General features: G+C 48.5%; 19 protein-coding genes and 1 pseudogene. 8 read left to right on the top strand and 12 right to left on the bottom strand.

What is annotated here, in order from left to right:
- Window positions 1-10: 10 nt before the first annotated feature.
- The 4 genes from NDA01_RS05480 to NDA01_RS05465 form a co-directional block, all read right to left on the bottom strand.
- Window positions 11-502 (bottom strand): YajQ family cyclic di-GMP-binding protein, encoded by a 492-nt coding sequence (locus NDA01_RS05480; protein ID WP_190554419.1) that lies wholly within the window; start codon window positions 500-502, stop codon window positions 11-13.
- Window positions 503-537: 35 nt separating this feature from the next.
- On the bottom strand, window positions 538-951 hold the full coding sequence (locus tag NDA01_RS05475; protein ID WP_348227152.1) for an MAPEG family protein: 414 nt from the start codon (window positions 949-951) through the stop codon (window positions 538-540).
- A 19-nt stretch (window positions 952-970) separates the two neighbouring features.
- Window positions 971-1,474 (bottom strand): DNA recombination-mediator protein A, encoded by a 504-nt coding sequence (locus NDA01_RS05470; protein ID WP_190431271.1) that lies wholly within the window; start codon window positions 1,472-1,474, stop codon window positions 971-973.
- An 83-nt stretch (window positions 1,475-1,557) separates the two neighbouring features.
- Window positions 1,558-2,088, bottom strand: coding sequence for a PadR family transcriptional regulator (locus NDA01_RS05465; protein ID WP_348227151.1), 531 nt, complete (start codon window positions 2,086-2,088; stop codon window positions 1,558-1,560).
- Window positions 2,089-2,220: 132 nt separating this feature from the next.
- On the opposite strand from NDA01_RS05465, the gene NDA01_RS05460 reads away from it, so the two are divergent.
- A complete protein-coding gene (locus tag NDA01_RS05460; RefSeq protein ID WP_348227150.1) occupies window positions 2,221-3,681 on the top strand; it encodes a carotenoid oxygenase family protein in 1,461 nt (486 codons plus the stop codon).
- Window positions 3,682-3,690: 9 nt separating this feature from the next.
- Here NDA01_RS05460 and NDA01_RS05455 read toward each other — a convergent pair whose 3' ends face one another.
- Window positions 3,691-4,782, bottom strand: a complete 1,092-nt coding sequence (locus NDA01_RS05455) for a DRTGG domain-containing protein (RefSeq protein ID WP_190554423.1) — start codon at window positions 4,780-4,782, stop codon at window positions 3,691-3,693.
- A gap of 87 nt (window positions 4,783-4,869) precedes the next feature.
- Window positions 4,870-5,244, bottom strand: coding sequence for a type IV pilus biogenesis protein EbsA (gene ebsA, locus NDA01_RS05450; RefSeq protein WP_190431275.1), 375 nt, complete (start codon window positions 5,242-5,244; stop codon window positions 4,870-4,872).
- 367 nt (window positions 5,245-5,611) lie between these two features.
- Here ebsA and NDA01_RS05445 point away from each other — a divergent pair, with 367 nt between their 5' ends.
- Both NDA01_RS05445 and NDA01_RS05440 read left to right on the top strand, forming a co-directional pair.
- Window positions 5,612-6,586 carry a radical SAM protein gene (locus NDA01_RS05445; protein WP_190431276.1) on the top strand — a complete coding sequence of 325 codons (975 nt, stop codon included), beginning with the start codon at window positions 5,612-5,614 and terminating at the stop codon, window positions 6,584-6,586.
- The gene (locus tag NDA01_RS05440) at window positions 6,540-8,006 is read left to right on the top strand and encodes a glycosyltransferase family 2 protein (protein ID WP_348227149.1); all 1,467 of its coding nucleotides are present in this window, start codon (window positions 6,540-6,542) and stop codon (window positions 8,004-8,006) included. Before NDA01_RS05445 ends, NDA01_RS05440 begins: the two co-directional genes overlap by 47 nt.
- Window positions 8,007-8,082: 76 nt before the next feature.
- On the opposite strand, the gene NDA01_RS05435 is transcribed toward NDA01_RS05440, so the two are convergent.
- The gene (locus tag NDA01_RS05435) at window positions 8,083-10,479 is read right to left on the bottom strand and encodes a DNA polymerase III subunit gamma/tau (RefSeq protein WP_348227148.1); all 2,397 of its coding nucleotides are present in this window, start codon (window positions 10,477-10,479) and stop codon (window positions 8,083-8,085) included.
- A 413-nt stretch (window positions 10,480-10,892) separates the two neighbouring features.
- Here NDA01_RS05435 and NDA01_RS05430 point away from each other — a divergent pair, with 413 nt between their 5' ends.
- Together NDA01_RS05430 and NDA01_RS05425 are read left to right on the top strand one after the other, a co-directional pair.
- On the top strand, window positions 10,893-11,438 hold the full coding sequence (locus tag NDA01_RS05430) for a hypothetical protein (protein ID WP_348227147.1): 546 nt from the start codon (window positions 10,893-10,895) through the stop codon (window positions 11,436-11,438).
- Window positions 11,348-11,971, top strand: coding sequence for a hypothetical protein (locus NDA01_RS05425; protein ID WP_348227146.1), 624 nt, complete (start codon window positions 11,348-11,350; stop codon window positions 11,969-11,971). Before NDA01_RS05430 ends, NDA01_RS05425 begins: the two co-directional genes overlap by 91 nt.
- 59 nt (window positions 11,972-12,030) lie before the next feature.
- Here NDA01_RS05425 and NDA01_RS05420 read toward each other — a convergent pair.
- Window positions 12,031-12,336: pseudogene (locus NDA01_RS05420) on the bottom strand (Uma2 family endonuclease); the annotation flags it as partial.
- Window positions 12,288-12,686: a hypothetical protein gene (locus NDA01_RS05415; protein ID WP_348227145.1), complete on the bottom strand. Its 399-nt coding sequence runs from the start codon at window positions 12,684-12,686 to the stop codon at window positions 12,288-12,290. The pseudogene NDA01_RS05420 and the gene NDA01_RS05415, both read right to left, overlap by 49 nt.
- A gap of 114 nt (window positions 12,687-12,800) precedes the next feature.
- On the opposite strand from NDA01_RS05415, the gene rnhA reads away from it, so the two are divergent.
- The 3 genes from rnhA (at window position 12,801) to NDA01_RS05400 (ending at window position 15,096) form a co-directional block, all read left to right on the top strand.
- Window positions 12,801-13,730 carry a ribonuclease HI gene (gene rnhA / locus NDA01_RS05410; RefSeq protein WP_348227144.1) on the top strand — a complete coding sequence of 310 codons (930 nt, stop codon included), beginning with the start codon at window positions 12,801-12,803 and terminating at the stop codon, window positions 13,728-13,730.
- Window positions 13,731-13,766: 36 nt separating this feature from the next.
- On the top strand, window positions 13,767-14,696 hold the full coding sequence (locus tag NDA01_RS05405; protein WP_304941009.1) for a bestrophin family protein: 930 nt from the start codon (window positions 13,767-13,769) through the stop codon (window positions 14,694-14,696).
- 178 nt (window positions 14,697-14,874) lie between these two features.
- The gene (locus NDA01_RS05400) at window positions 14,875-15,096 is read left to right on the top strand and encodes a DUF4327 family protein (protein ID WP_190431960.1); all 222 of its coding nucleotides are present in this window, start codon (window positions 14,875-14,877) and stop codon (window positions 15,094-15,096) included.
- 87 nt (window positions 15,097-15,183) lie between these two features.
- On the opposite strand, the gene NDA01_RS05395 is transcribed toward NDA01_RS05400, so the two are convergent.
- The 3 genes from NDA01_RS05395 to NDA01_RS05385 all read right to left on the bottom strand — a co-directional run bounded on the left by NDA01_RS05395 (window position 15,184) and on the right by NDA01_RS05385 (window position 19,573).
- Window positions 15,184-16,416, bottom strand: a complete 1,233-nt coding sequence (locus NDA01_RS05395) for a protein kinase domain-containing protein (RefSeq protein ID WP_348227143.1) — start codon at window positions 16,414-16,416, stop codon at window positions 15,184-15,186.
- A gap of 77 nt (window positions 16,417-16,493) precedes the next feature.
- A complete protein-coding gene (locus NDA01_RS05390) occupies window positions 16,494-18,614 on the bottom strand; it encodes a serine/threonine phosphatase (protein WP_348227142.1) in 2,121 nt (706 codons plus the stop codon).
- Window positions 18,615-18,886: 272 nt separating this feature from the next.
- Window positions 18,887-19,573: a double zinc ribbon and FHA domain-containing protein gene (locus NDA01_RS05385; protein WP_190554078.1), complete on the bottom strand. Its 687-nt coding sequence runs from the start codon at window positions 19,571-19,573 to the stop codon at window positions 18,887-18,889.
- Between the last annotated feature and the right edge of the window lie 278 nt (window positions 19,574-19,851).

The following is a 19,851-nucleotide window of genomic DNA, read 5'->3' as shown; positions in this document are numbered from 1 at the left end:
AAATAAGTTGCTAGCGATAATTATTAAACTGCAAAGCCACAGGCAAATCCTCCTGCTTTAGCCGTTGAATCACCGCCTGCAAATCATCCTTATCCTTCGCAGACACCCGCACCGCATCTCCTTGAATCGATGCCTGCACCTTCTTAAACTCATCACGAATCAGCAAAGAAATTTGTTTTGCAATCTCTTTGCTGATTCCTTTCTTTAACTTAATTTCCTGCCTAACTCGGTTGCCACTCGCCGACTCCACGGTGCCATAGTCAAAGATTTTGAGCGACAGATTACGCTTTGCAGATTTTGTTTGTAGCAGCGTATGAACGGCATCCAGCGTAAACTCGCTATCTGTATTAATCGTAATGACATCTTCACCAAGCTCGACCGTCGTCTTGGTGTCTTTTAGGTCAAAGCGGCTTTTGATCTCACGAATTGTTTGATCGATCGCATTCACCAACTCTTGACGATCGAAATCACTCACAACATCAAATGAAGAAGTAGCAGCCATAGAACCACAAAGAATATTAAACGTTCAAATTTAGATTAATGCAGGGAAGTCAAGCTCGTACCCATCAATGTGGCAATACACAGAGTACCAATGCCAAACATTAGCGATCGCCCTAGCGGAATATCCAGAATGTAAAACAGCGAGAACAGCAGCCGTGCCACCAAATACGCGATCGCCGCTCCCGTCACCCAAATAGAATCTTGCTGCGTCACATAAGCCATCAAAGCTGCTGCCGCAAACAACATAAACGATTCAAATGAGTTCTGGTGCGCCCAAGTTGCTCTCTGAGCGTAAGCAGGTAACTTCTCAAAAACCGCTCGTGGCGCTCTAGAATCATACCCAACCTGTAGCCGACCATAGGCGACAACCAGAAAGGGAATATAGATAAGCAATGCAGCCCCAGCAATGCTGTAGAGCAGGAGTGCTGAAACTGGCAATGGCAGAGACATTGTTTACCTCAACAAAGAGTTAGTCAAAGTAAAACAGGGTAATAATTCGGCGCTGCTCTTCAGCGTCTTGACAGGTTTTGAGCAACGTCTGACTGTCATGGAAGGCAAAGCAAATTAGCTGCTGGCAGCGAGAAACAATCTCTAGGTTGCACAGCGCACTTGCTTCAGCCAAAGTCAAACTATCATTCTCCGGATTCTCTACCAAGTGCATCACCTGAGCCAATTGTTCGCGAGATTCGCGGGGTTGGCGCTCCAAACTTTGAGGCAGAATTACCGTCAGCAAGTTTGGGTCAGCCCGCATGGCACCCCGAATCGCTGCGGAATTGGTTCCTGTTGCCCCGGAGGTAATGAGACGATTACCGGATAGCACCAAGGCATAACTCATCATTTCAATTAAGTGTTGATGAGTAATTGGAACGTGACGTGACCCCAGCAAGGCGATGCGTTTAGACCCTGTTTGCTGAATGGTCGCCAGCTCTTGTAAGAAATCGTCTACTTTAGGCAGATCTATCGATTGACTCAAAGCCAGTCTCAGGCTGAACAACCTCGCTATTTTACCAGACAGAACCTTGATTTAACTGCCTGTATGCTCAAGTCGCACATAACTCAACTGAGTAGCTGCATAGCGTCCTCACACCAAGCTAGCCAATCTGCCTCATAGCCGATGCCTTTGCGGAGAGTCAAGTAGCGAAACTGAGCCTCTATTGGTAACGCTTGAGGGTTAGCAAAATGCTGCTCCTCAATGCTGCGATAGAGGGCTAACTGTTTGGCATGCAAGTCGCGACGTCGCTCTAGTTCTTGCAAGATTACGGCACGAGGCACTAAGTTGCCTGCAAACATTTTGACTAACAAGGCTTCTCGGGTTGGGCTCGGGTCACTAGCTTGCCCCATCCAATTAATCAATTGCTGCTTACCCAGTTCGGTGACGTGGTACAGCTTTTTATCTGGTCGGCCAGCCTGAGCGATCGCTTCTACCTCAACCCATTGCTGTGCCTCTAGCTTGCCTAACTCCCGATAAATTTGCTGATGACTGGCTTGCCAAAAAAAGCCTACGGAGCCGTCAAACTGTTTTGCCAGGTCATAGCCACTCTGAGCAGAGTCGGTTAAAAGCACCAAGATTGCATGAGCCAAAGACATAGTTCTTAATAATTGACATATGCAATTTTTTGCATATAAACTGGTTTACATATTCAACTTATTGCATATCAATGTATCTCGAATAGCTTAAATCTCAAATTTCAGCTATTTCAACCCCGGAGTAACTCTCTTATGGTTAGTACGGCCCAACCGACGCAAACTCAAACAGCATGGTCTAAGGCGATTCCCCCCACCAGCACCAATGCGATCGCTCAACCTATTAAAGAATTTGGCCTCACGCCCTTATCGGTGATTTCGGGGGCAATTCCTCCCGGATTAAAAGGTTCACTCTATCGCAATGGCCCCGCTCGCCTAGAACGAGGTGGCTACGATGCCCAGCATTGGTTTGATGGCGATGGCGCAATTCTCGGCGTGCATTTTAGCGATGGGGGTGCCACTGGAGCCTACCGCTTTGTTCAAACAGCAGACTACCAAGCAGAAGCCCAAGCGGGTCGCTTGCTCTATGGCGGCTATGGCACCATGCCCTCAGGCTCCCTATGGGATCGGCTGACAAAAGGGACGAAGAATGCTGCAAATACCTCGGTGCTGGCTCTGTCGGACAAACTTCTAGCGCTGTGGGAAGGCGGACAGCCTCATGCCCTAAATCCCCAAACCCTAGAAACACTAGGCATAGATAGTCTGGGCCAATTGGGTGGAGAAAAACGCTATTCGGCTCACCCCAAACGTGACCCGCAAACTGGCGAGATTTTTAACTTTGGTGTGGGTTATGGCAAAACAGGCATACTGCACGTTTATCGCAGCGACAAAACAGGCCAAATTCGCCAGCACAATGCGATCGCCTTGGATGGTTTCCCCTTAATTCATGACTTTGTCCTAGCAGGGCCGTATCTGATCTTTTGCATCCCCCCTGTGCGGCTCAATCCTTTCCCTGTCCTGCTAAAACTGCAAAGTTACAGCGATGCCCTGACCTGGAAGCCCGGACTCGGCACTCAAATTTTAGTTCTGGATCGGGACACTCTCGCTGTAGTGAGCCGTGGCGAAGCAGATCCTTGGTATCAGTGGCACTTTGGCAATGGCTATGTAGGCCCCGATGGCGCAGTTGTTGTAGATATAGTTCGCTATCCAAACTTCCAAACGAATCGGTATCTGCAAGAAGTCGCATCTGGGCAGACCCACACGATCGCTCAAGGCACTTTATGGCAACTCCGATTACACGCTGAGTCTGGCAAAGTTCTCGCCATGACTGAATTGTTCGATCGCGGCTGCGAATTTCCTGTGGTGAATCCCCAAGAAGTCGGGCAAGCCTCTCGCTTTACCTATCTCTCCGCTCATCGTCCTGGGATAGATATTAGCCAAGAAATGTTTGGGGCGATCGCTCGCTTTGATCACCAAACTGGGCAAACCATGACCGCTGATTTAGGCGATCGCTGCTACCCCACAGAACCCATCTACGCGTCGGATTGCGAAAATCCCGACCAAGGTTGGATTCTGACTGTAGTGTTTGACAGCAAGGCAGATCGCAGCGAAGTGCAAGTGTTTGCTAGCGATCGCCTGGATGATGCTCCGGTTTGTCGGCTAGCGTTGCCTAGTATCATTCCCTTGGGTTTTCATGGCACCTGGCAACCAAACTAAGCCAAAAACCTACTGGAGGGTTACAGCGGGTTCTAGATTCAATTTTGCCATGAGCTGATTAATGTCAAAATGCTCCGCTACCATTTGCTGGACATACTGCATCTTGATCGGCTCATGCAGACGCACCTGACCAAAAGCACGGTCAATGATTTCTACCGTGGTTAGTGTATCGAGGTCTACGGAGAGAATAGGAATTTCCAGATCATCTGCGCGACTAATAATGGTACGTGAAGGTGGCAAATGCCCAGTCAGAATCAGGCACTGCGTGGAGGTTTCCAAAGCAGCAAGCTGAATATCTGTGCGATCGCCTCCCGTGACCACCGCCATATTGCGCGCTTTTTGGAAATACTTCAAAGCGGAGCTAACATTCATCGCCCCGATCGTCAGGCTTTCCACCATCAGATCTAAGCGATCGCCTCGGCAGAGTACTTCGGCATTGAGCTGATTGACCAGTTCGCGCACACTGACACTCCGCAGCAAATCACTGCGGGGAAATAGCCCTAGCACAGGAATTTCATGTTGCGCTAAAAAGGGCCGCACCACCTTGTCCACCGTTTCTAACTGCTCTTTGGGAATATCGTTAATTAACACGCCAATCAAGCGATCGCCCAATTGCTGCTTGGCAGCCAGCAACCCATCCACCAGCAGCAGCGAGTGACAACGCGCTACCAATAACACAGACGCATCCACCGTTTCTGCTACCTGGAGGAGCGAAAGATCAAACAAACTCCCCTCTTGCAGCGTTCCTGGCCCTTCTAAAAGCACCAGGTCTCCTCCCTGCATCTGCAGGTATTGCGTCAGGATTTGGCGGTAATTGGTGTGGTCCAAACCTTGAATCCGATTTTGCACTGTCTGCTCATCCAAAGAGAGCAACGTTGGCTGCAAGCGATTTTCAGATAAATTTAGAACCTGAGAGAAAAACCGCACATCTTCATCCAGCGCATCCGTTCCAGATTCACTTAAGCAGGTGCCCAAAGGCTTACCATAGGCAATGTCTAGGCCTCGCTCTTTCAACTGGTAAGCCACACCCAGGATCATGGCTGACTTACCACTGTAAGCTTCCGTTGATCCTACTAACAAATATTTCGGGGACTTTGGCACGTCCTCACTCCTGAATTAACCGCTTTGAACTTCGTTTGCTATCCCCTTTATTGTACGGTGATAGAATGCTCGACTCGGAATTTGAACTTAGTCCTCTAAGCGCAAGAGCTTGCGGTAGAAGGCTTGCGAGAAATCAGCATTGCGACTGCGCTTGAAGGTCATCAACAAGTCAATCAAGCAATCGACAAACTCAAAGTTAGCCATCATTAATTCGTAGCTCAGCTCCGCATTGCCTTCAAACTGCATCCGGCAACGAGTTAAGTCTGCGGGCAGCATGGATACGTTCCAAGTAGCAATAAATGGAATCCCATCCCCGCCCTCAATTTTGCGCTGTCCTTCTAAAGCTCCCTTCTGATAAAGGCTGATGGCAAGGGGCAGCACATTTCGCTTGTTGCCTTGATAGTAGGGCATATAGACGTTGACATCCCGGCTAGCAGCTGGCTGGAGTTGTTCGATGGACATGCTCGAATTTTCCTTAATTTCGGCTTTATTCAAACCCCGTGACAGGCAGGATACCTAGAAACTTTCTTGGTAAGTTGATGACTGCCAGTAGATAGTATTCCCGATTCCTTTCAGTATTTAAACACCTGAGCGACTTGGTCTTGGGTGAGCTTGCCTGCAACTCGACTAAGACGCTCCTTAATTACGGCAGAGCTGGCAATTAATTATGGCTTTGCTGTAGTATTCTGAGTTGACCTAATGCACTTCGATCCAGACGCTTCGAGTTAGGCAAACGACCCGGATTCCAGATGCTTCTGCTGAATTTTTTTCTGCATCTGGAGCTAGATTGCCTATTCTGATATTTAACACCTGCTTCAGAATTAAAGTTATGGCACCTCTGGTTGCAAATTACTACTTGACCTATCGCTGCAACGCCCGCTGCCACTTCTGTGACATCTGGGCATTGGAGCCGCCACATGAAGCGAGCTTTGAGACTATTAAGCAGAATCTCCAAGATCTACGACGGCTAGGAGTTAAATATGTAGACTTTACAGGTGGTGAACCACTGCTGCGAGCCGATGTAGCGCAGATCTATACGGAAGCAAAGCAGCAGGGCTTCCAGACCAGCATGACGACGAACACGATTCTCTATCCCAAGAAGGCGAAAGAGATTCAAGGTCTGGTTGATTTTCTTAATTTCTCACTGGATGGTGGCGACGCTGAGACCCATGATCAGTCGCGGGGTGTGAGAATTTTTGACACCCTAGTTGAGTCGGTCAAACTCGCTCATTCCTTAGGAGAGCACCCGGTTCTTAACCATACAGTGACGGCTCAAAATTATGAGCGTATTGGCGAAGTGGGTGAACTGGGTCTTCAGCTAGGGGCGCGCGTTTGGCTCAACCCTGCTTTCACCGCTCACAGCAACTACAACGATAAGAAAAACCCAACGCCTGATATGGTGGCCGCGATCGAAGCAGCTGCTAAGAAATTTAACAATGTTGGTTACAATAAGGCTGCCCTGGCTTTTATTGAGGCTGGTGGTAATGACACCAAAAATCCACGCTGCAAAGCGGTGGATGCTGTGATCGCTATTTCACCCGACGACAAATTGCTCCTACCCTGCTATCACTTTGCTCAAACGGGTGTCCCGATTGAAGGACGGCTGTATGAACTTTATCGCCAAAATGAGGTGGTAGAGGAATATCGTCAGTCGCAGGGCAAACTATCTGTCTGTGAAGGCTGTACGGTTTGGTGCTATCTCATTCCCAGCTTCTTCAAGGGTGTAGATAAATATTGGTGGTTGAATCAAATAACCTATGCGGGAGAATTCCTGGCCCGGAAACGATTCCTTCAGCGAGTTTGAGTCCCTTGGCTCTCTTTTGACTGACTTATCGGAGGTAGAAGAGGATTTAGAAACTCCCTCTTATAAGGGTTTTAGAGGTCGGCGACGCAAAGCTGCTTTTACACTCACAATGATTTGGAGTGGCACGATCGCCCTCCATTTATTTTCTTGGGGCATTTGGGTAGTGATTGGCTTAACCACGGTTGTGGGAATCCACGCTCTGCGGATCATGCTGGCACGACCTTTACCAACTCCAGAACCTCTGGCAGAAGCGGATCAAGCAGATTGGCCTTACGTCTCTCTGCTGGTTGCAGCCAAAAACGAAGAGGCAGTGGTTGGCAAGCTGGTCAAGACGCTGTGTAATCTGGATTATCCTGCCGATCGCTACGAGCTTTGGGTGATTGATGACAGCAGCACCGATCGCACCCCAATTTTGCTTGATCAGTTGGCCAGGGAGTACCCGCAACTTAAGGTTCTGCACCGAGCGGCAGGTGCAGGTGGTGGTAAATCAGGAGCTTTAAACCAAGTTTTACCCTTAACTCAAGGGGAAATTCTGGCTGTTTTTGATGCAGATGCTCAGGTGTCTCAGGACTTGCTGAAGCGTGTATTACCCATGTTTCAACGGCCTCAAGTGGGTGCGGTGCAGGTGCGAAAGGCGATCGCGAATGCTGGCGCCAACTTTTTGACCCGAGGGCAATCGATTGAAATGGCGCTGGATGCTTTTTTCCAAGAGCAACGTATTGCCCTTGGCGGAATTGGTGAGCTGCGCGGTAATGGTCAGTTTGTTCGGCGCTTAGCTCTAGAGCGGTGTGGTGGTTGGAATGAGGAAACCATTACAGATGACCTAGACCTCACCTTCCGCTTACACCTCGATCAGTGGGACATCGATTTTCTAGCGGTGCCTGCGGTTGAAGAAGAAGGGGTGACTCGCTCAGTAGCCCTTTGGCATCAACGCAATCGTTGGGCTGAAGGGGGCTACCAGCGGTATTTGGATTACTGGCGCTTTTTGGCTCGGAATCGTCGCCTCAGCCCTCGGAAGACGTTTGATTTATTCGTTTTTTGGCTGATTCAGTACATTTTGCCGACCGCTTCCGTACCTGATTTGCTGATGGCGATCGCTCGTAATAGCTCACCTCTCCTCAGCCCGCTGGCTAGCTTAACGCTGATGCTCTCGTTTATGGGCATGTTTGTCGGTTTACGCCGCTACCAACAACCTAAACTAGCGGCAACTTCAGTAGAGGCTCAGGCAGATTTAGACACTTCTTTCTGGACGAGGCTGTCGCAATCTTTGCAAGGAACTATCTATATGTTCCATTGGTTGGTGGTTGTAGCCAGCACAACGGCGCGTATTTCAGTGCGACCGAAGCGCTTGAAGTGGATCAAGACCATCCATCAGGGCGCTGAAGATGAAGTTTGGCTTGATCTGCCAAAGCAAACCTAAGCGGACGAAAGGGCGATCGCGATCGCTGTAAATAGAATTTCTGGAAACGGTTGGTGTTATGCCAGCCGTTTTTTATTTAGAATGGCACTTCATCTGCTTCTGCGCCTGGATCGGTTTCATCCCACTCGCTAATCGGGGGCGCGACTACTAACTCATCACCGTCAGAAGTCCAACCGCTTTCTAAATCAACTACCTTGCCTCCGAAAAACTCTGCTAGCCGCTTGGCTGCCCGTGTGACTTCGTCTTCTTCTTGCCAAGGAATGTTTTGCAGTGATGGCGGCTCGATCGCGGCACTCGCATCTGCTGTGGCAACGGGTTCTGATGGAGCAGCGGTGGTAGATGTAGTTTGGGTCGGCTGGGAATAGCTCGACTCAGGAGCAACAACAGGACGACTAGCGTTTTGTGGCCCTGGGGTTGGAGGTTGAGAACTACTTTGTGGTGGTCTTTCGGTCAGTCGAGGGGGCTGAGGTGCGATCGCTCCAGAAGATTGAGCATTGTTCTCAGGAGGTGTTTGGATGGCAGGCGCGGGTTCAGCGGCAGTGGCTACGACTAGAGCTACTTTGACGGGATATCCCACGGCTTTCTGAAACGCTTCCTCGACTATTGGCAAACTGCGCTGAGCAATCTTGACCAAAGGTTGCGATCGCACTCCCACTTTAGCTTGTTGTTTGTCCAGCCCTAGCAGGTAGCACTGTTGACCCAATAATGCTTGTGTACCCCGTAACTCAATACAACCTAGAACTTTTTGCCATAACTGCTCTAAATTCAATGCTGATGTCGCCTCAGCCACTGGTATTTCGTTGTCTGTCGGATCAACTAATACGGCCTCCTGTGCAGCCGCTTCCTGCCAATTATCGGGTTCGTCAGTAGAGGTAATCAGAGGTTCAGGCTCTGTCAATTCGATTGCTGTGGTTTCTACAGCGGCGATCGCTTTATCAACTTCTACATGAGTGGTTTCAACCACATGAGCTGCGCCATTCTGAGCGGTTTCATGGACTACAGTTTCAGTTACAACTGCCGCTTGAATATGACTGCTGGTTTCTACCGTTTCTGAAATCGATGCAATAGTGGGCTGAGGGGCAGAAATTAACGCACTTAATGCACTGCGAAATTCCTGGTCGTGCAAGAGAGCTTGGGCGATCGCACCTGCCAAAACTTCCAAATCTGCCGCTGGAGTAGAGAGCTGATATTTGCTGGCAACCTGAGTCAACAATTGCTGCAACTGACCAGCCACATTAGGTGTTTTGCCATTAGACGAGCTGATCGCTGTTGGTTTAACAGCTAAGGAAGTTGAAGATGTTGTGACAGGTTGAATTGTCGGTGGAGCTGGAATCCATTGGGGTGCAACAGGAGCAGCACTCACGACAGACGTTTCTACCCCTAACTCAGAAGGCAACAAACCTAGCAGCGTGACTTCCAGCCATAGACGCGGCTGGGTGGTGTTTTTAATTTGCACCTCGGCAGCTCGGAGATACTTTTGCCCCTCTAAAATTAGGGCGATCGGGAGTTGCCGAGCAAACTGACACAATTGCGCCCAAGTCGGCGGCGTGATGGCAACTAAATCTCCTCGACTCGGCGCAGTTTTGGCAATGAGTAGATCGCGGTAGAAACTGGCTAGATTTTGCAGGACGATCAGGGGTTCACGACCCCGATTCATCAAGTGACGTGCCCCATCTAGAACTTGAGCAGGGTCGTTGGTGGCGATCGCTTGCAACAAAGCCAACAAGTCTCGCTCTGGCACCGCTCCAACCAAATCCCAAACTCGCTCAACTGTCACTTGTCCTTCTAGCAAGCTCAGTTGATCTAATAAGCTCTCGGCATCCCGCAATCCGCCCTGGGCAATTTGCCCCACCAACTGCACCGCATCGGGAGCAATGTTGATCGATTCGTTGTGCGCGATCGCGCTTAAATGATGCACCATCGCCTCTAGGGGAATCCGTCGGAAGTCGAACCGCTGGCACCGCGAAATAATCGTAGGCAGTACCCGCTGCGGATCAGTTGTCGCCAACACAAACACCACGCGATCGGGCGGCTCCTCCAACGTCTTCAGCAACGCGTTGAATGCGGCAGTGCTAAGCATATGACATTCATCGACCACATAAACCTTGTGGCGACACTGAACCGGGGCAAATTGCGATCGCTCGATCAATTCCCGAATATTGTCTACCCCGGTGTTGCTGGCTGCGTCGATTTCAATTACGTCTAGGGCAGAACCGTTGGCGATCGCTCGGCACACTTCACATTTGCCGCAAGGGGTTTCTGTGGGTACGTCACTTTGCAGGCAGTTCAGCGATTTAGCCAAAATTCGGGCGCTGGAGGTCTTACCCGTTCCCCTCGCTCCAGTAAATAGATAAGCGGGAGCAATCCGCCGCTGCCGCAAAGCATTGGTGAGTGTCGTGGCGATCGCTTCTTGCCCCACAAGTTCTGCAAAAGTTTGGGGCCGATATTTGTGGTGTAGCGGTTCGTAGGGCATTGATTTAAGGGCAGTCCCAAAGCTCGGGAGTCAAAAAAATCTGCGGCAATGGCAGAGCAGATATCAGTATAGAGTTCTATACTCTAACCACTGCAATCCTACAGTTTGAAAGCAAGTTTTCTGCGTAGCCAAACGCTAGGTCAGATAGGATTGCTTAAAAGGCTTAATAGTACAAACGTTTTAGTCTATTTTATCGTAGTGATTTCGAGATTGTGTGAGGAATGCGATCGTCCTTTCAACTCGCTTGTTGTAGTTCGGCGTGGTACCAGCGGGTGAGATTGGCTTCGATATGCGAGGAAAGTGAGTCAACAATTCAGGGCTTTACTATGGTTTTACGTCATGAAAGGTAAAGCTTAAATTAAAAAGGGAAAACTAATGAAGTCCTCATGATCTAAAATCGGGCTTAATTCGGTATGCTTAGCAATCCATCTTTTACACCGCTCTTGATTTTTTCTATTTTGTTATTAGGTTTTACAGCATCTAAGTTATTATTTGCTCAAAACTCAAGCAATTCCGAGGAGATTCCGGAGAGGCTTAAGGTAGCCGAGCAAGAACTTAGAAAAGCACAGAAGAATCTTAAAATCGCACAAACAGAAAATAATAAGCTATCAAAAGAAATTCAAATAGCAAAAGATCAAGTAGTTAAACTGCAAACTGAGAACACATCTTTAAGTAAGAAGAAATCTGAGCTTGAGAACGACAAGCAAAACTTGACAAAAGAGCTCAAACTAGAAAAACAAGCATCTAGTAATTTAAAAACTGAGAATAACTCCCTAAACGCAAAATTAATTGAGCTCGAAGTAAACAAGCAAGCTTTGATTGAAGAGCTTAATGGAACTTATGGAGAAACAGACAAGGAATTATTGACGTGGGTATGGATGACAACAAAAGTCAAGTCCCTAATTTTAGAGAAAAACAATGCTCAAACCGAGAGAGAAAAGCTCTTAAGAAGGAATTAGTTTTGCATAAAGAACTAATAGACTTAAATCAAACTTTAAAGTCAAAATCAGATAAATTCAATCGAAAAGAAAATGAATTATGTGCTCATCTTGAAAGAGCTAAACTAGAAAACAAATCCTTAACTACTAAAACCATAGACCTTGAAGCATGGATAAGGGAGCTTCAAGCAGAAATTTCCGACCTTCGGGAAAATAAAATTACAACACTAAATTCCACATATCAAATCAAGCTTCAACCAGCCCACAAGAATCAAGTAAATAAAACACATTACGAGAACGAAGAAATAGACATACGAGAGCAGTCCAAAATAGCAGCTGAGCAGATCTGCACCTTAACTGAGGATAAGGAGAAACTCAGAAAAGAATTCACAGCCTCTTTGCAAAATAATGATGACACGTTGATCAAGCAAGTTGATGAGCTAGAGGCTTTTGTTGAATATCTTGAATATAGGCTCGAAAAAATAAGTTATGAATTTGACAAGCTAGATTTCTTGGAACGATTAATGAATCAGGCAGGTTCAAATCTCTGGTAAATTTTTTAACTTTTCATCTAGGCTAAGTTGATTAGAGTTAGGCCCAAAAGCTATATAGGTCACTCTGTCTTGTTGCGAATACTCTGACGAAATTCCTTAACCGCTGCGAGAGGTTGGGGATGGTTGATGAACGTAGGCAAAGCTTCTAAATCTAACTCAGGAAGTAACTGGCTGCGATCGCTCCGTTCGTATTGCTCTCCTCGCTGACAATAAACTGCCAGCTTATCGTCCTGCCAGAACCAAACTTTAGGTACCCGCAACCGTTGATAAACTGCCAACTTATCAATGCCGCCACTGGTCAGCGTTACTTCTATCACTAAATCAGGAATTGGCGTCTCTGTATCCAAACAATAACTTTCATCTGGTTCACCTCCTGCTTTTTGAGCCTCACTGCGGAGTGTCGTCGAGCCAAGCGGAAAGTACTCAGTATCAGTTTCTTCAAAATTAAGCTTCTACAGCGTCGCAATCCGTTTTTTAATTCCTTCATGGCGGCGACTGGGGCCACAATTTCTAAAACTCCATCCAAATAGTTGAGACGTAGTGAAGCATTTTCCTGAAACTTGCTGAGTAAGTGAGCATAGTAGAGCCAACTCACCTTATTCATGAGTAGGCAGACATCTTGCTCAATCCATTCTTGAGGATCTTGCTCTAGCGCTTGGATCAGTTCTGTCAGCATGGTTGCGGCCTGCGATCGCTCTAAGTTTATTCGATGCAAATTGACGCGATCGTAAATTTTTTGGACCTACGTTTATTTTAAACAGCCTCTCAAAACCCATCGGAAACACAACCTGCTAGAGTGATGCAGCGTCTCTCTTTGCACTGATGACTCATGCCTGATTCTGCCAAAATTCAAAGCATTTACACCGATGGAGCCTGCTCTGGCAATCCTGGCCCCGGTGGGTGGGGAGTCGTCGTTTACTTCACCGATGGTTCCAGGCAGGAATTAGGCGGTGGCGCAGCGGCAACCACCAACAACCGCATGGAAATGCAAGCCGCGATCGCTGCGTTAGAGTTTCTTGCCACTGCTAAACAAAGCGAACCGATTAGCCTTTACACCGACAGCGAGTATGTCAAAAATGGCGTAACCAAATGGGTCGCGGGTTGGAAAAAGAAAGGGTGGAAAACCGCGCAGGGCAAAGCCGTCTTGAACCAAGATTTGTGGCAAACCCTAGATGAACTGAACTCGAAACAGGTAGAGTGGCGATATGTTCGCGGCCATGCGGGAGATGTGGGGAACGAACGCTGTGATGCGATCGCTCGTAGCTTTTCTCTGGGCAGACCTATAGCCTTGAAGCAACGCTCGCCCCAAACAGCAAACTCTAAAAATTCCCTAGAGCCAGAGTTAGACTTAGTCGCGAATACACCCTCAGGGTTGCCCACAACTGCCACATCTGAATCAGACACAACTGACATTGCTAGCACCAACGCCGTACAATCCAGTGTCAATCTTGCTGAGCTTTCCACGATGGATGTGACTATGACAGATTCCATTGCCCCCGCCCCTTTAGAAAACCTCGATAATTTGCCCCGCGAGGTTCGTGTTGCCCAACTCCGCAACTTAATTGAAACGCTCCGCATCTCGGATGAGATTGCTAAGCAGGGATATTTAATTAGTAGTTCCGAATTAGCTGATTTGATGGATGTCAACGCCAGCGCCGTGACCAGCCGAGGTGACAACTGGGTTTGGCGCAACTGGGTCGTCTCGCGAGTGCGCCGTGAAGGCAACCAGATCCTCTGGCAGCTAGAGCGGGTAGACTAGCTGCAAGTAACGTTCAAATATTCAAGCTGCATGGTAATGGAGAAACGACGTTGGCTACAAATGGCTTTGCAGCTAAAAGGCTCAGTCATTCCGTCTGTATTTCCTCGAACCCTGTTATGTGGTTTTTTTGGCGTTTTTATTTCCATTCTGTTCCACTTTGGCTTACCAGTGGCGCAGCCGATTTTCGCGAATGTGATTCCTAGCATCGTCCTAGGTTTGCTGCTCGTTTTTCGGACCAACACTGCTTACGAGCGCTTTTGGGAAGGTCGTAAGTGCTGGGGACACTTAGTTAACACGGTACGGAACCTCGCCCGCCAGATTTGGATTGGGGTCGTAGAGCAAAGTCCCCAAGACCGCACCAATAAAATTGCTGCCCTACGCTTACTCGTTGCCTTTGCGGTTGCTACCAAGCTGCATCTGCGCCAAGAACCCGTTAATAGTGAGCTCGAACCCTTAGTGCAGCGATCGCAATATTTCAAGCTCCAGGAAATGAATCACCCGCCGTTAGAAATCGCCTTCTGGATTGGGGATTATCTACAGGAGCAATATAGTCGCGATCGCCTCAACCCCTACCAACTCTCAGGCATGCTCCACCTCCTTGATGAAATGGTCAACGCTTTGGGTGGGTGCGAACGGATTCTTAAAACTCCGATGCCGATGGCTTACGCTATTCACCTCAAACAGTTGCTCTTGATTTATTGCCTCCTATTGCCTTTTCCCCTAGTGGCTGAAATCGCTTGGTTTACGGGGCCAGTGGTAGCGCTGGTTAGCTTTACCTTGTTTGGCATCGAAGAAATTGGAATTGAAATTGAAAATCCCTTTGGTCGCGATCCCAACGATTTACCGCTGGATGCCATTTGCAGCACTATGCTCCGCAACATCGAAGATCTAATCACGTTGGCTCCTTGTACCCGTTCTTACTCAGATGGCTCTGCGATCGCACCTCTAGAGTCACCAACCTCTTGAAATGTTGCTCAAACTCAGAAATTTTTGTTGGGGACTGGCGCTTTCAAACACTTGTGCTATATTAAGAAGTTGGAACAAGATTTCCCGTCAGCACAGAGATCTACGCGTAGGTGCTGAATCTACCTGGGAAGTTGGTCAGTAGAAGTATTTGCAAAATTTATCGATGACGAAAGTTGTTATGAACCAACAGGTTATTCACCCAATGGTGAAGCTGCAGCGTCAGGTGCGATCGCTGGTTGACTCAAATTTGATCAAGCCAACCGACAGCATCTGGAAAATCGCCTTTCTATATGGCGATGAGTGGCCCCATTGGAAGCAAGAACTGCAAGCTTACGATTTCACAATGCAAGATCCAGTTATTGACCTCTTAGAGGTTGAGGCTTGGGAAGACGAAGAGTAATTCACGAAAACAGCTATAGCTTGAGGGCAATCTTGGGCGATTGCCTTCATAGTTCTAGTTCACCAACGTGTAAGCCCAAACTTTGAATTAAAGACAACTAGCCAACGCCTGGGCTAATTCCTGGGCTGTTCGGTAGCGATCGCCCACTTGCGGATGGGTAACTCGCTCTAGCACCGCTTGTAACCTTGGTGTAATGGTGGGAATTCCTTCTGGGCGAAAGCGATACTCAGTGCCTCGCTTCCGATAAAACTTATAAGGAGTTTCCCCAGTCACGAGAAATACTAGAGTAGGGGCGATCGCATATAAATCAGACTGCGTCACAGGTTGACCTTGCTCTTGCTCAGGAGCGCTGTATCCTTCTGCCCCAATGCGGGTGCCCAACGGAGTGCCAAATTCCTTGACTGCTCCAAAATCCAGCACCACAATTTGCTGATTGCGGTAGCGCACCATCAAGTTTGCGGGTTTAATGTCTCGGTGAATCACCGGAGGGTGTTGCCTGTGCATGTAATCCAGCACCTGACAAGCCTGAACCATCCATTCTAGAGCTAGTTTAAGTCCGACTGGGCCTTGCTGGTAAATCCGCTTTTCCAAGTCCTGACCCTGGATCATTTCCATCACCAGGTACTTCTTGCCATCCTCAACGAAATAGTCAAAGAACTGAGGAATGCCAGGGTGCTGCAAAGTCTGCAAAATTCGAGCTTCCCGCTCAAATAATTCTTGCGCCTTTGCCACTGTAGCCATATCAGCATTCATTTCTTTCAACACCCGGAGTGGCGACCTTCCTAGCTGCTGCGGAGCGGTTTGGGCTGTTGAGGCGTTGGCCGCATCCCAAGCTAAATAAGTTGTGCCCATGCCGCCTTGACCTAAAGCCCGGAGAATTTGATACTGATGGATCTGCCGCTCCACTCTTAAGGGTTGACCACAATGAAGGCAAAAGAGATTGTCTGGTGGATTGCCCGGATGTGGGCATCCCGCCACCGGAAGTTGATAACTCTGAACTATGGTGGTTTGAACTTGGAACTTGAGCGTAGGACCACCTTGAGCTAACTGCAACAAGGCTCCGTCCAACAGCAACCCTTGGGTCACCAAGATCCCATTGAGAAACGTACCGTTTCTACCTTGGTTCACCATCTCCCAAGGACTTTCGAGATCGGTCGCATCGGTCTGTCGCAGTTCTACATGGTAGCGAGAGACAAGGGTGCTATTAAGCACTATGTGGTTGTCAGGAGAGCGACCAATGCGAATAATTGGCTCGTTCTCGAAACACCAACGCTGAGGGGGAATCAGGGCTTGAGGCTCTAATAAGGTCAAGGTAACCACATCGGGAAATCCTTGCCACGATAGGTATCAATCTAGTCTTTTATTGTAAGGGAGTAGTTGGGCTTTCGGCTTGCCACTTAAGCAGCAGATTGGCGCAGTTGGGCTAAATTGGGCCGTACTCTGACTCGAATTGCGATCGCCGTAATGTTGTCGTGCCCGTTGTATTGGTTTGCCAAATCAATCAGTTGATTAACACCCCGCTCTAAGTTGGATTGAGAACTCAGTAAGGGTTCTAAATGAGTACGCCAATGGGTTTCTAGCAAGTCATGGTCTGATAAGCCATCAGAGCAAAGTAGCAGCAGAGTATCCTCAGTCAAATCGATAAATTGCACGTCGGGATTAATAAAGTTTTCGTCCCGTGGCCCTAGCGCTTGGGTGAGTTGATAAGCATCTGGGCGAGCATAAGCAATTTCGGGTTCAACGCCTCGTTGAATTTCTCGTTGCCCGACTTCATGATCAACCGTCACTTGCTCTAAACCTTGACGACGGCTGAGACGATACAGGCGGCTGTCACCCACATGGGCCACGACAGCAGTGGTGCCTTGGATTAAGACCAAGACTAAGGTGGTTCCCATTCGTCCACTACCAGAACGAGCATCTTCTTGATTGATGTCGTAAATGGCTAGATTGGCTAGACGAACAGCCTCCCGAATCTCTGCTTCTGAAGGGAGAGGCGGTTCGCGCCGCTCTGAGTTGTCTGAGTTCTGGGGTTCTAGCCAACGAGTTTGAAAATAATGCCGTAGCGTATCTACAGCCAGTGCACTGGCCACTTCACCGCCTGCATGACCCCCCATGCCATCGCAGAGAATATATAGACCTTTCCCCTGCATCGTTCGTCCCTGGGGGCTTTCGATCTTCTTGAGTTCGGTGTGAATGCCAAAATAGTCCTCGTTGTGCTCGCGTTGTCGTCCAATGTCGGTGCGGCCCGCATCTTCAAGATTGACTAACTGCATTGGCAGGACAACTGTGGGTGCATCGTCGGCACTACTGTCATCTGTATCTGACAGAGTTGACAGCTGAACAAGAGGATTGCTAGAACTCTCTGACGAACTGTTGGTCGCTACAGTTGTAGTTTGAGCTGGGGCGTGACTCACTGGACCCACTTTGCCAGCATCCATGAAGTTAGGGTCAGAGAATTCAGGATTCATCATAGGGGCTGTGAAAGTGCTTTGAAGTTCCTGGGCGATCGCTTGCAGGCGAGAACGGAGCTGATCTGTCGTCTGAATACTACCTTCCTGTAAGTCGCGGATTAGCAGGGCCAGTGCAGCGATCTGGGTCCGTTGTGACTGCTCGAATAACCCTTGCCAGAGTTTGCCTAAATTCTGCAAGGTAGGCAATGAGCCTTCAAGGTCTCCATACAAGCGTTGCAAACAAAAGACTTGGTCTTCATCGACCCGCAAGTTGCTTATCTCCAACAAGCTTTGACAGCAGTTCCAAGCAGCTAAGACATCCCAAATCTCGGAGATTTCTCGGAGCCAATACAAAATCTGCAATGGCGAAATCGCACTATCCCGCCATAAATCAGCCAGCAGTGGCAAGTGAGAGCGGTCCTCTAGCAGTAACACCGATTGCTGGTCTTGTTGCCAAGCATCGTGAACTCCTGGCAACGTGTGGTAAAACTCTGCTTGCAAAGCTAAATAAGGCTCCGCGATCGCTGGAATGGCTAGAGCCGTTGCGTCTTCTGAGGGCATCGCATTGGTTGCCGCGCTAGCTGCGATCGCCTCTGCATCTATCATTTCCTGAAGATTGGTCTCAGAAGTTGCTTCAGAAGTGATTGGGGACGAGGCTGTTATCTCTGCTGTTGTCTCTGAAGGAGGCTGGGCATCACTGCCGCTGTAGACTTGGTAGAACAGAGTCTCCAAAAGCGACATCTGAAACGGTTGGCAATCCAACACTTTAATCGCTAAGCCCTGCTGTGCAACGTCTTGGGTTGGCCAAGGCTCTAGCAATTGGTAACGCTGGTTGGAGTCTAAGTAGCCCCAAGTCGAAACGCTATCTACTTTAATCGCTGTTTGCCCACAAACAATCGCTTGCCACACGGTTGCCGTCGTCGCGCCGCAGCTTTGGCATTGCTTAAGCTCAAATGGCACTGAACCACCACAGTCTGGGCAAATTTTCTGGGTCAGAGAAGTGCCACATTTCTGACAAAAATTATTGGTATCTGAATTTTCGAATTGACATTGGGGACAAACAAGCATGATCAAACTGCCTCAAATTCCCGTCATTGCTGCCAAGCCCTAGGATGGCGTGATTGTAATTGCGAACTCAGTGGTCTAAGTCAAGTTTCCGTTGGCTCTATCAATATCCAGACCTGCTATCAGTGATCCTTAAAGGTTGAATGAAAAAGTTGTTCAGGAACCAAACTTGGAGCTAAGGCGGGTGACGAATTCTTAGCAAGTTGACTTGTGTATAGGGTACCTAAAATTTCCAACCCTTCCTACCTGGGTTACAACCCCTATGGTTAGAAATATTACGCTTGAAAGTGGAAAGTAACTTTATCTCCTTTGCCTAGTGAGATGCGATCGCCGGGACGTAACCGATGACGATCGCCGGGACGCAAGGGCAGGTTGTTAACATAAGTACCGTTGGAACTGCCTATATCTTCTATATAGTAGGCACCCGCTTCAGCTCGGATATCCGCATGAATACGGGACACAATATCAGAATCTGCAAAACCTGACACATCCAGATCCGGAGGCACGCGATCATTGGGTTTACCGATATGAATCACATCCAAATGCGGGGGTAGTTCCAGAACCGTATTGCTTTGCACATGCAGTAAGCGAGCTGTAAATTGCTGTAACTGCGTTTTAGCTGCGGTTGGCGATGGTGGTAGCGGAGCGGGTGCCACAGTTGCATCAGGCATGACGGCGATCGGTGGCGGTGGCGTTATGGCAGGCTCAACAGGGCTGGGCTGCACTTCGGCTTGGAGGTTGGAGGCTGCGGTGGGAGGATTCACGATGGTTTGGGGTACAGGGCTATGGACAGACTTAACACTTTGCATGGCATAGCCACACTGGCCACAATATTCAGCTCCAGCCGAAACAGCAGCCTTACAGTTGGGACAGGCTACGGTTTCAGGCAAGGGTGTGTAGCAAGCCTCGCACTGAGTGGCTCCCTCTGGATTAGGATGAGCACAATTTGGACAAGTAATCATAAGTTGCAGGAGCAAATTAAAAGTAATGATTAATATGATTTACGCAAAGGTTGGCAGAGGAGCCTGAAATTGAGAGAAGTCACAGCTGGGCTGATCTGTAATTTTGCCAGATTTAGAATGCCTTAGGATACTTTACGAATACACCTACACGCAGAGAGATTCGATCCCTAAAGTGCCACTGGCATGCTTATAGTTCCTTGTCTCGAGCGTTTAGCAGCCTTAAGGGGACTCAGCTAAACAGATTTGGTCCCAACTGAATTTCGGTTCCAGCCTAGTTA

This window comes from Trichocoleus desertorum AS-A10, assembly GCF_039962155.1.
In the GTDB taxonomy this organism is placed as follows: domain Bacteria; phylum Cyanobacteriota; class Cyanobacteriia; order FACHB-46; family FACHB-46; genus Trichocoleus.
This window is presented reverse-complemented; position numbering and strand designations above follow the sequence as displayed.

Coding starts and splice junctions, on each gene's coding strand:
- NDA01_RS05480 (WP_190554419.1), bottom strand. CDS start 502: ATGGCTGCTACTTCTTCATTTGATGTTGTGAGTGATTTCGATCGTCAA.
- NDA01_RS05475 (WP_348227152.1), bottom strand. CDS start 951: ATGTCTCTGCCATTGCCAGTTTCAGCACTCCTGCTCTACAGCATTGCT.
- NDA01_RS05465 (WP_348227151.1), bottom strand. CDS start 2,088: ATGTCTTTGGCTCATGCAATCTTGGTGCTTTTAACCGACTCTGCTCAG.
- NDA01_RS05460 (WP_348227150.1), top strand. CDS start 2,221: ATGGTTAGTACGGCCCAACCGACGCAAACTCAAACAGCATGGTCTAAG.
- ebsA (WP_190431275.1), bottom strand. CDS start 5,244: ATGTCCATCGAACAACTCCAGCCAGCTGCTAGCCGGGATGTCAACGTC.
- NDA01_RS05445 (WP_190431276.1), top strand. CDS start 5,612: ATGGCACCTCTGGTTGCAAATTACTACTTGACCTATCGCTGCAACGCC.
- NDA01_RS05440 (WP_348227149.1), top strand. CDS start 6,540: ATGCGGGAGAATTCCTGGCCCGGAAACGATTCCTTCAGCGAGTTTGAG.
- NDA01_RS05435 (WP_348227148.1), bottom strand. CDS start 10,479: ATGCCCTACGAACCGCTACACCACAAATATCGGCCCCAAACTTTTGCA.
- NDA01_RS05430 (WP_348227147.1), top strand. CDS start 10,893: ATGCTTAGCAATCCATCTTTTACACCGCTCTTGATTTTTTCTATTTTG.
- rnhA (WP_348227144.1), top strand. CDS start 12,801: ATGCCTGATTCTGCCAAAATTCAAAGCATTTACACCGATGGAGCCTGC.
- NDA01_RS05405 (WP_304941009.1), top strand. CDS start 13,767: ATGGAGAAACGACGTTGGCTACAAATGGCTTTGCAGCTAAAAGGCTCA.
- NDA01_RS05400 (WP_190431960.1), top strand. CDS start 14,875: ATGAACCAACAGGTTATTCACCCAATGGTGAAGCTGCAGCGTCAGGTG.
- NDA01_RS05390 (WP_348227142.1), bottom strand. CDS start 18,614: ATGCTTGTTTGTCCCCAATGTCAATTCGAAAATTCAGATACCAATAAT.
- NDA01_RS05385 (WP_190554078.1), bottom strand. CDS start 19,573: ATGATTACTTGTCCAAATTGTGCTCATCCTAATCCAGAGGGAGCCACT.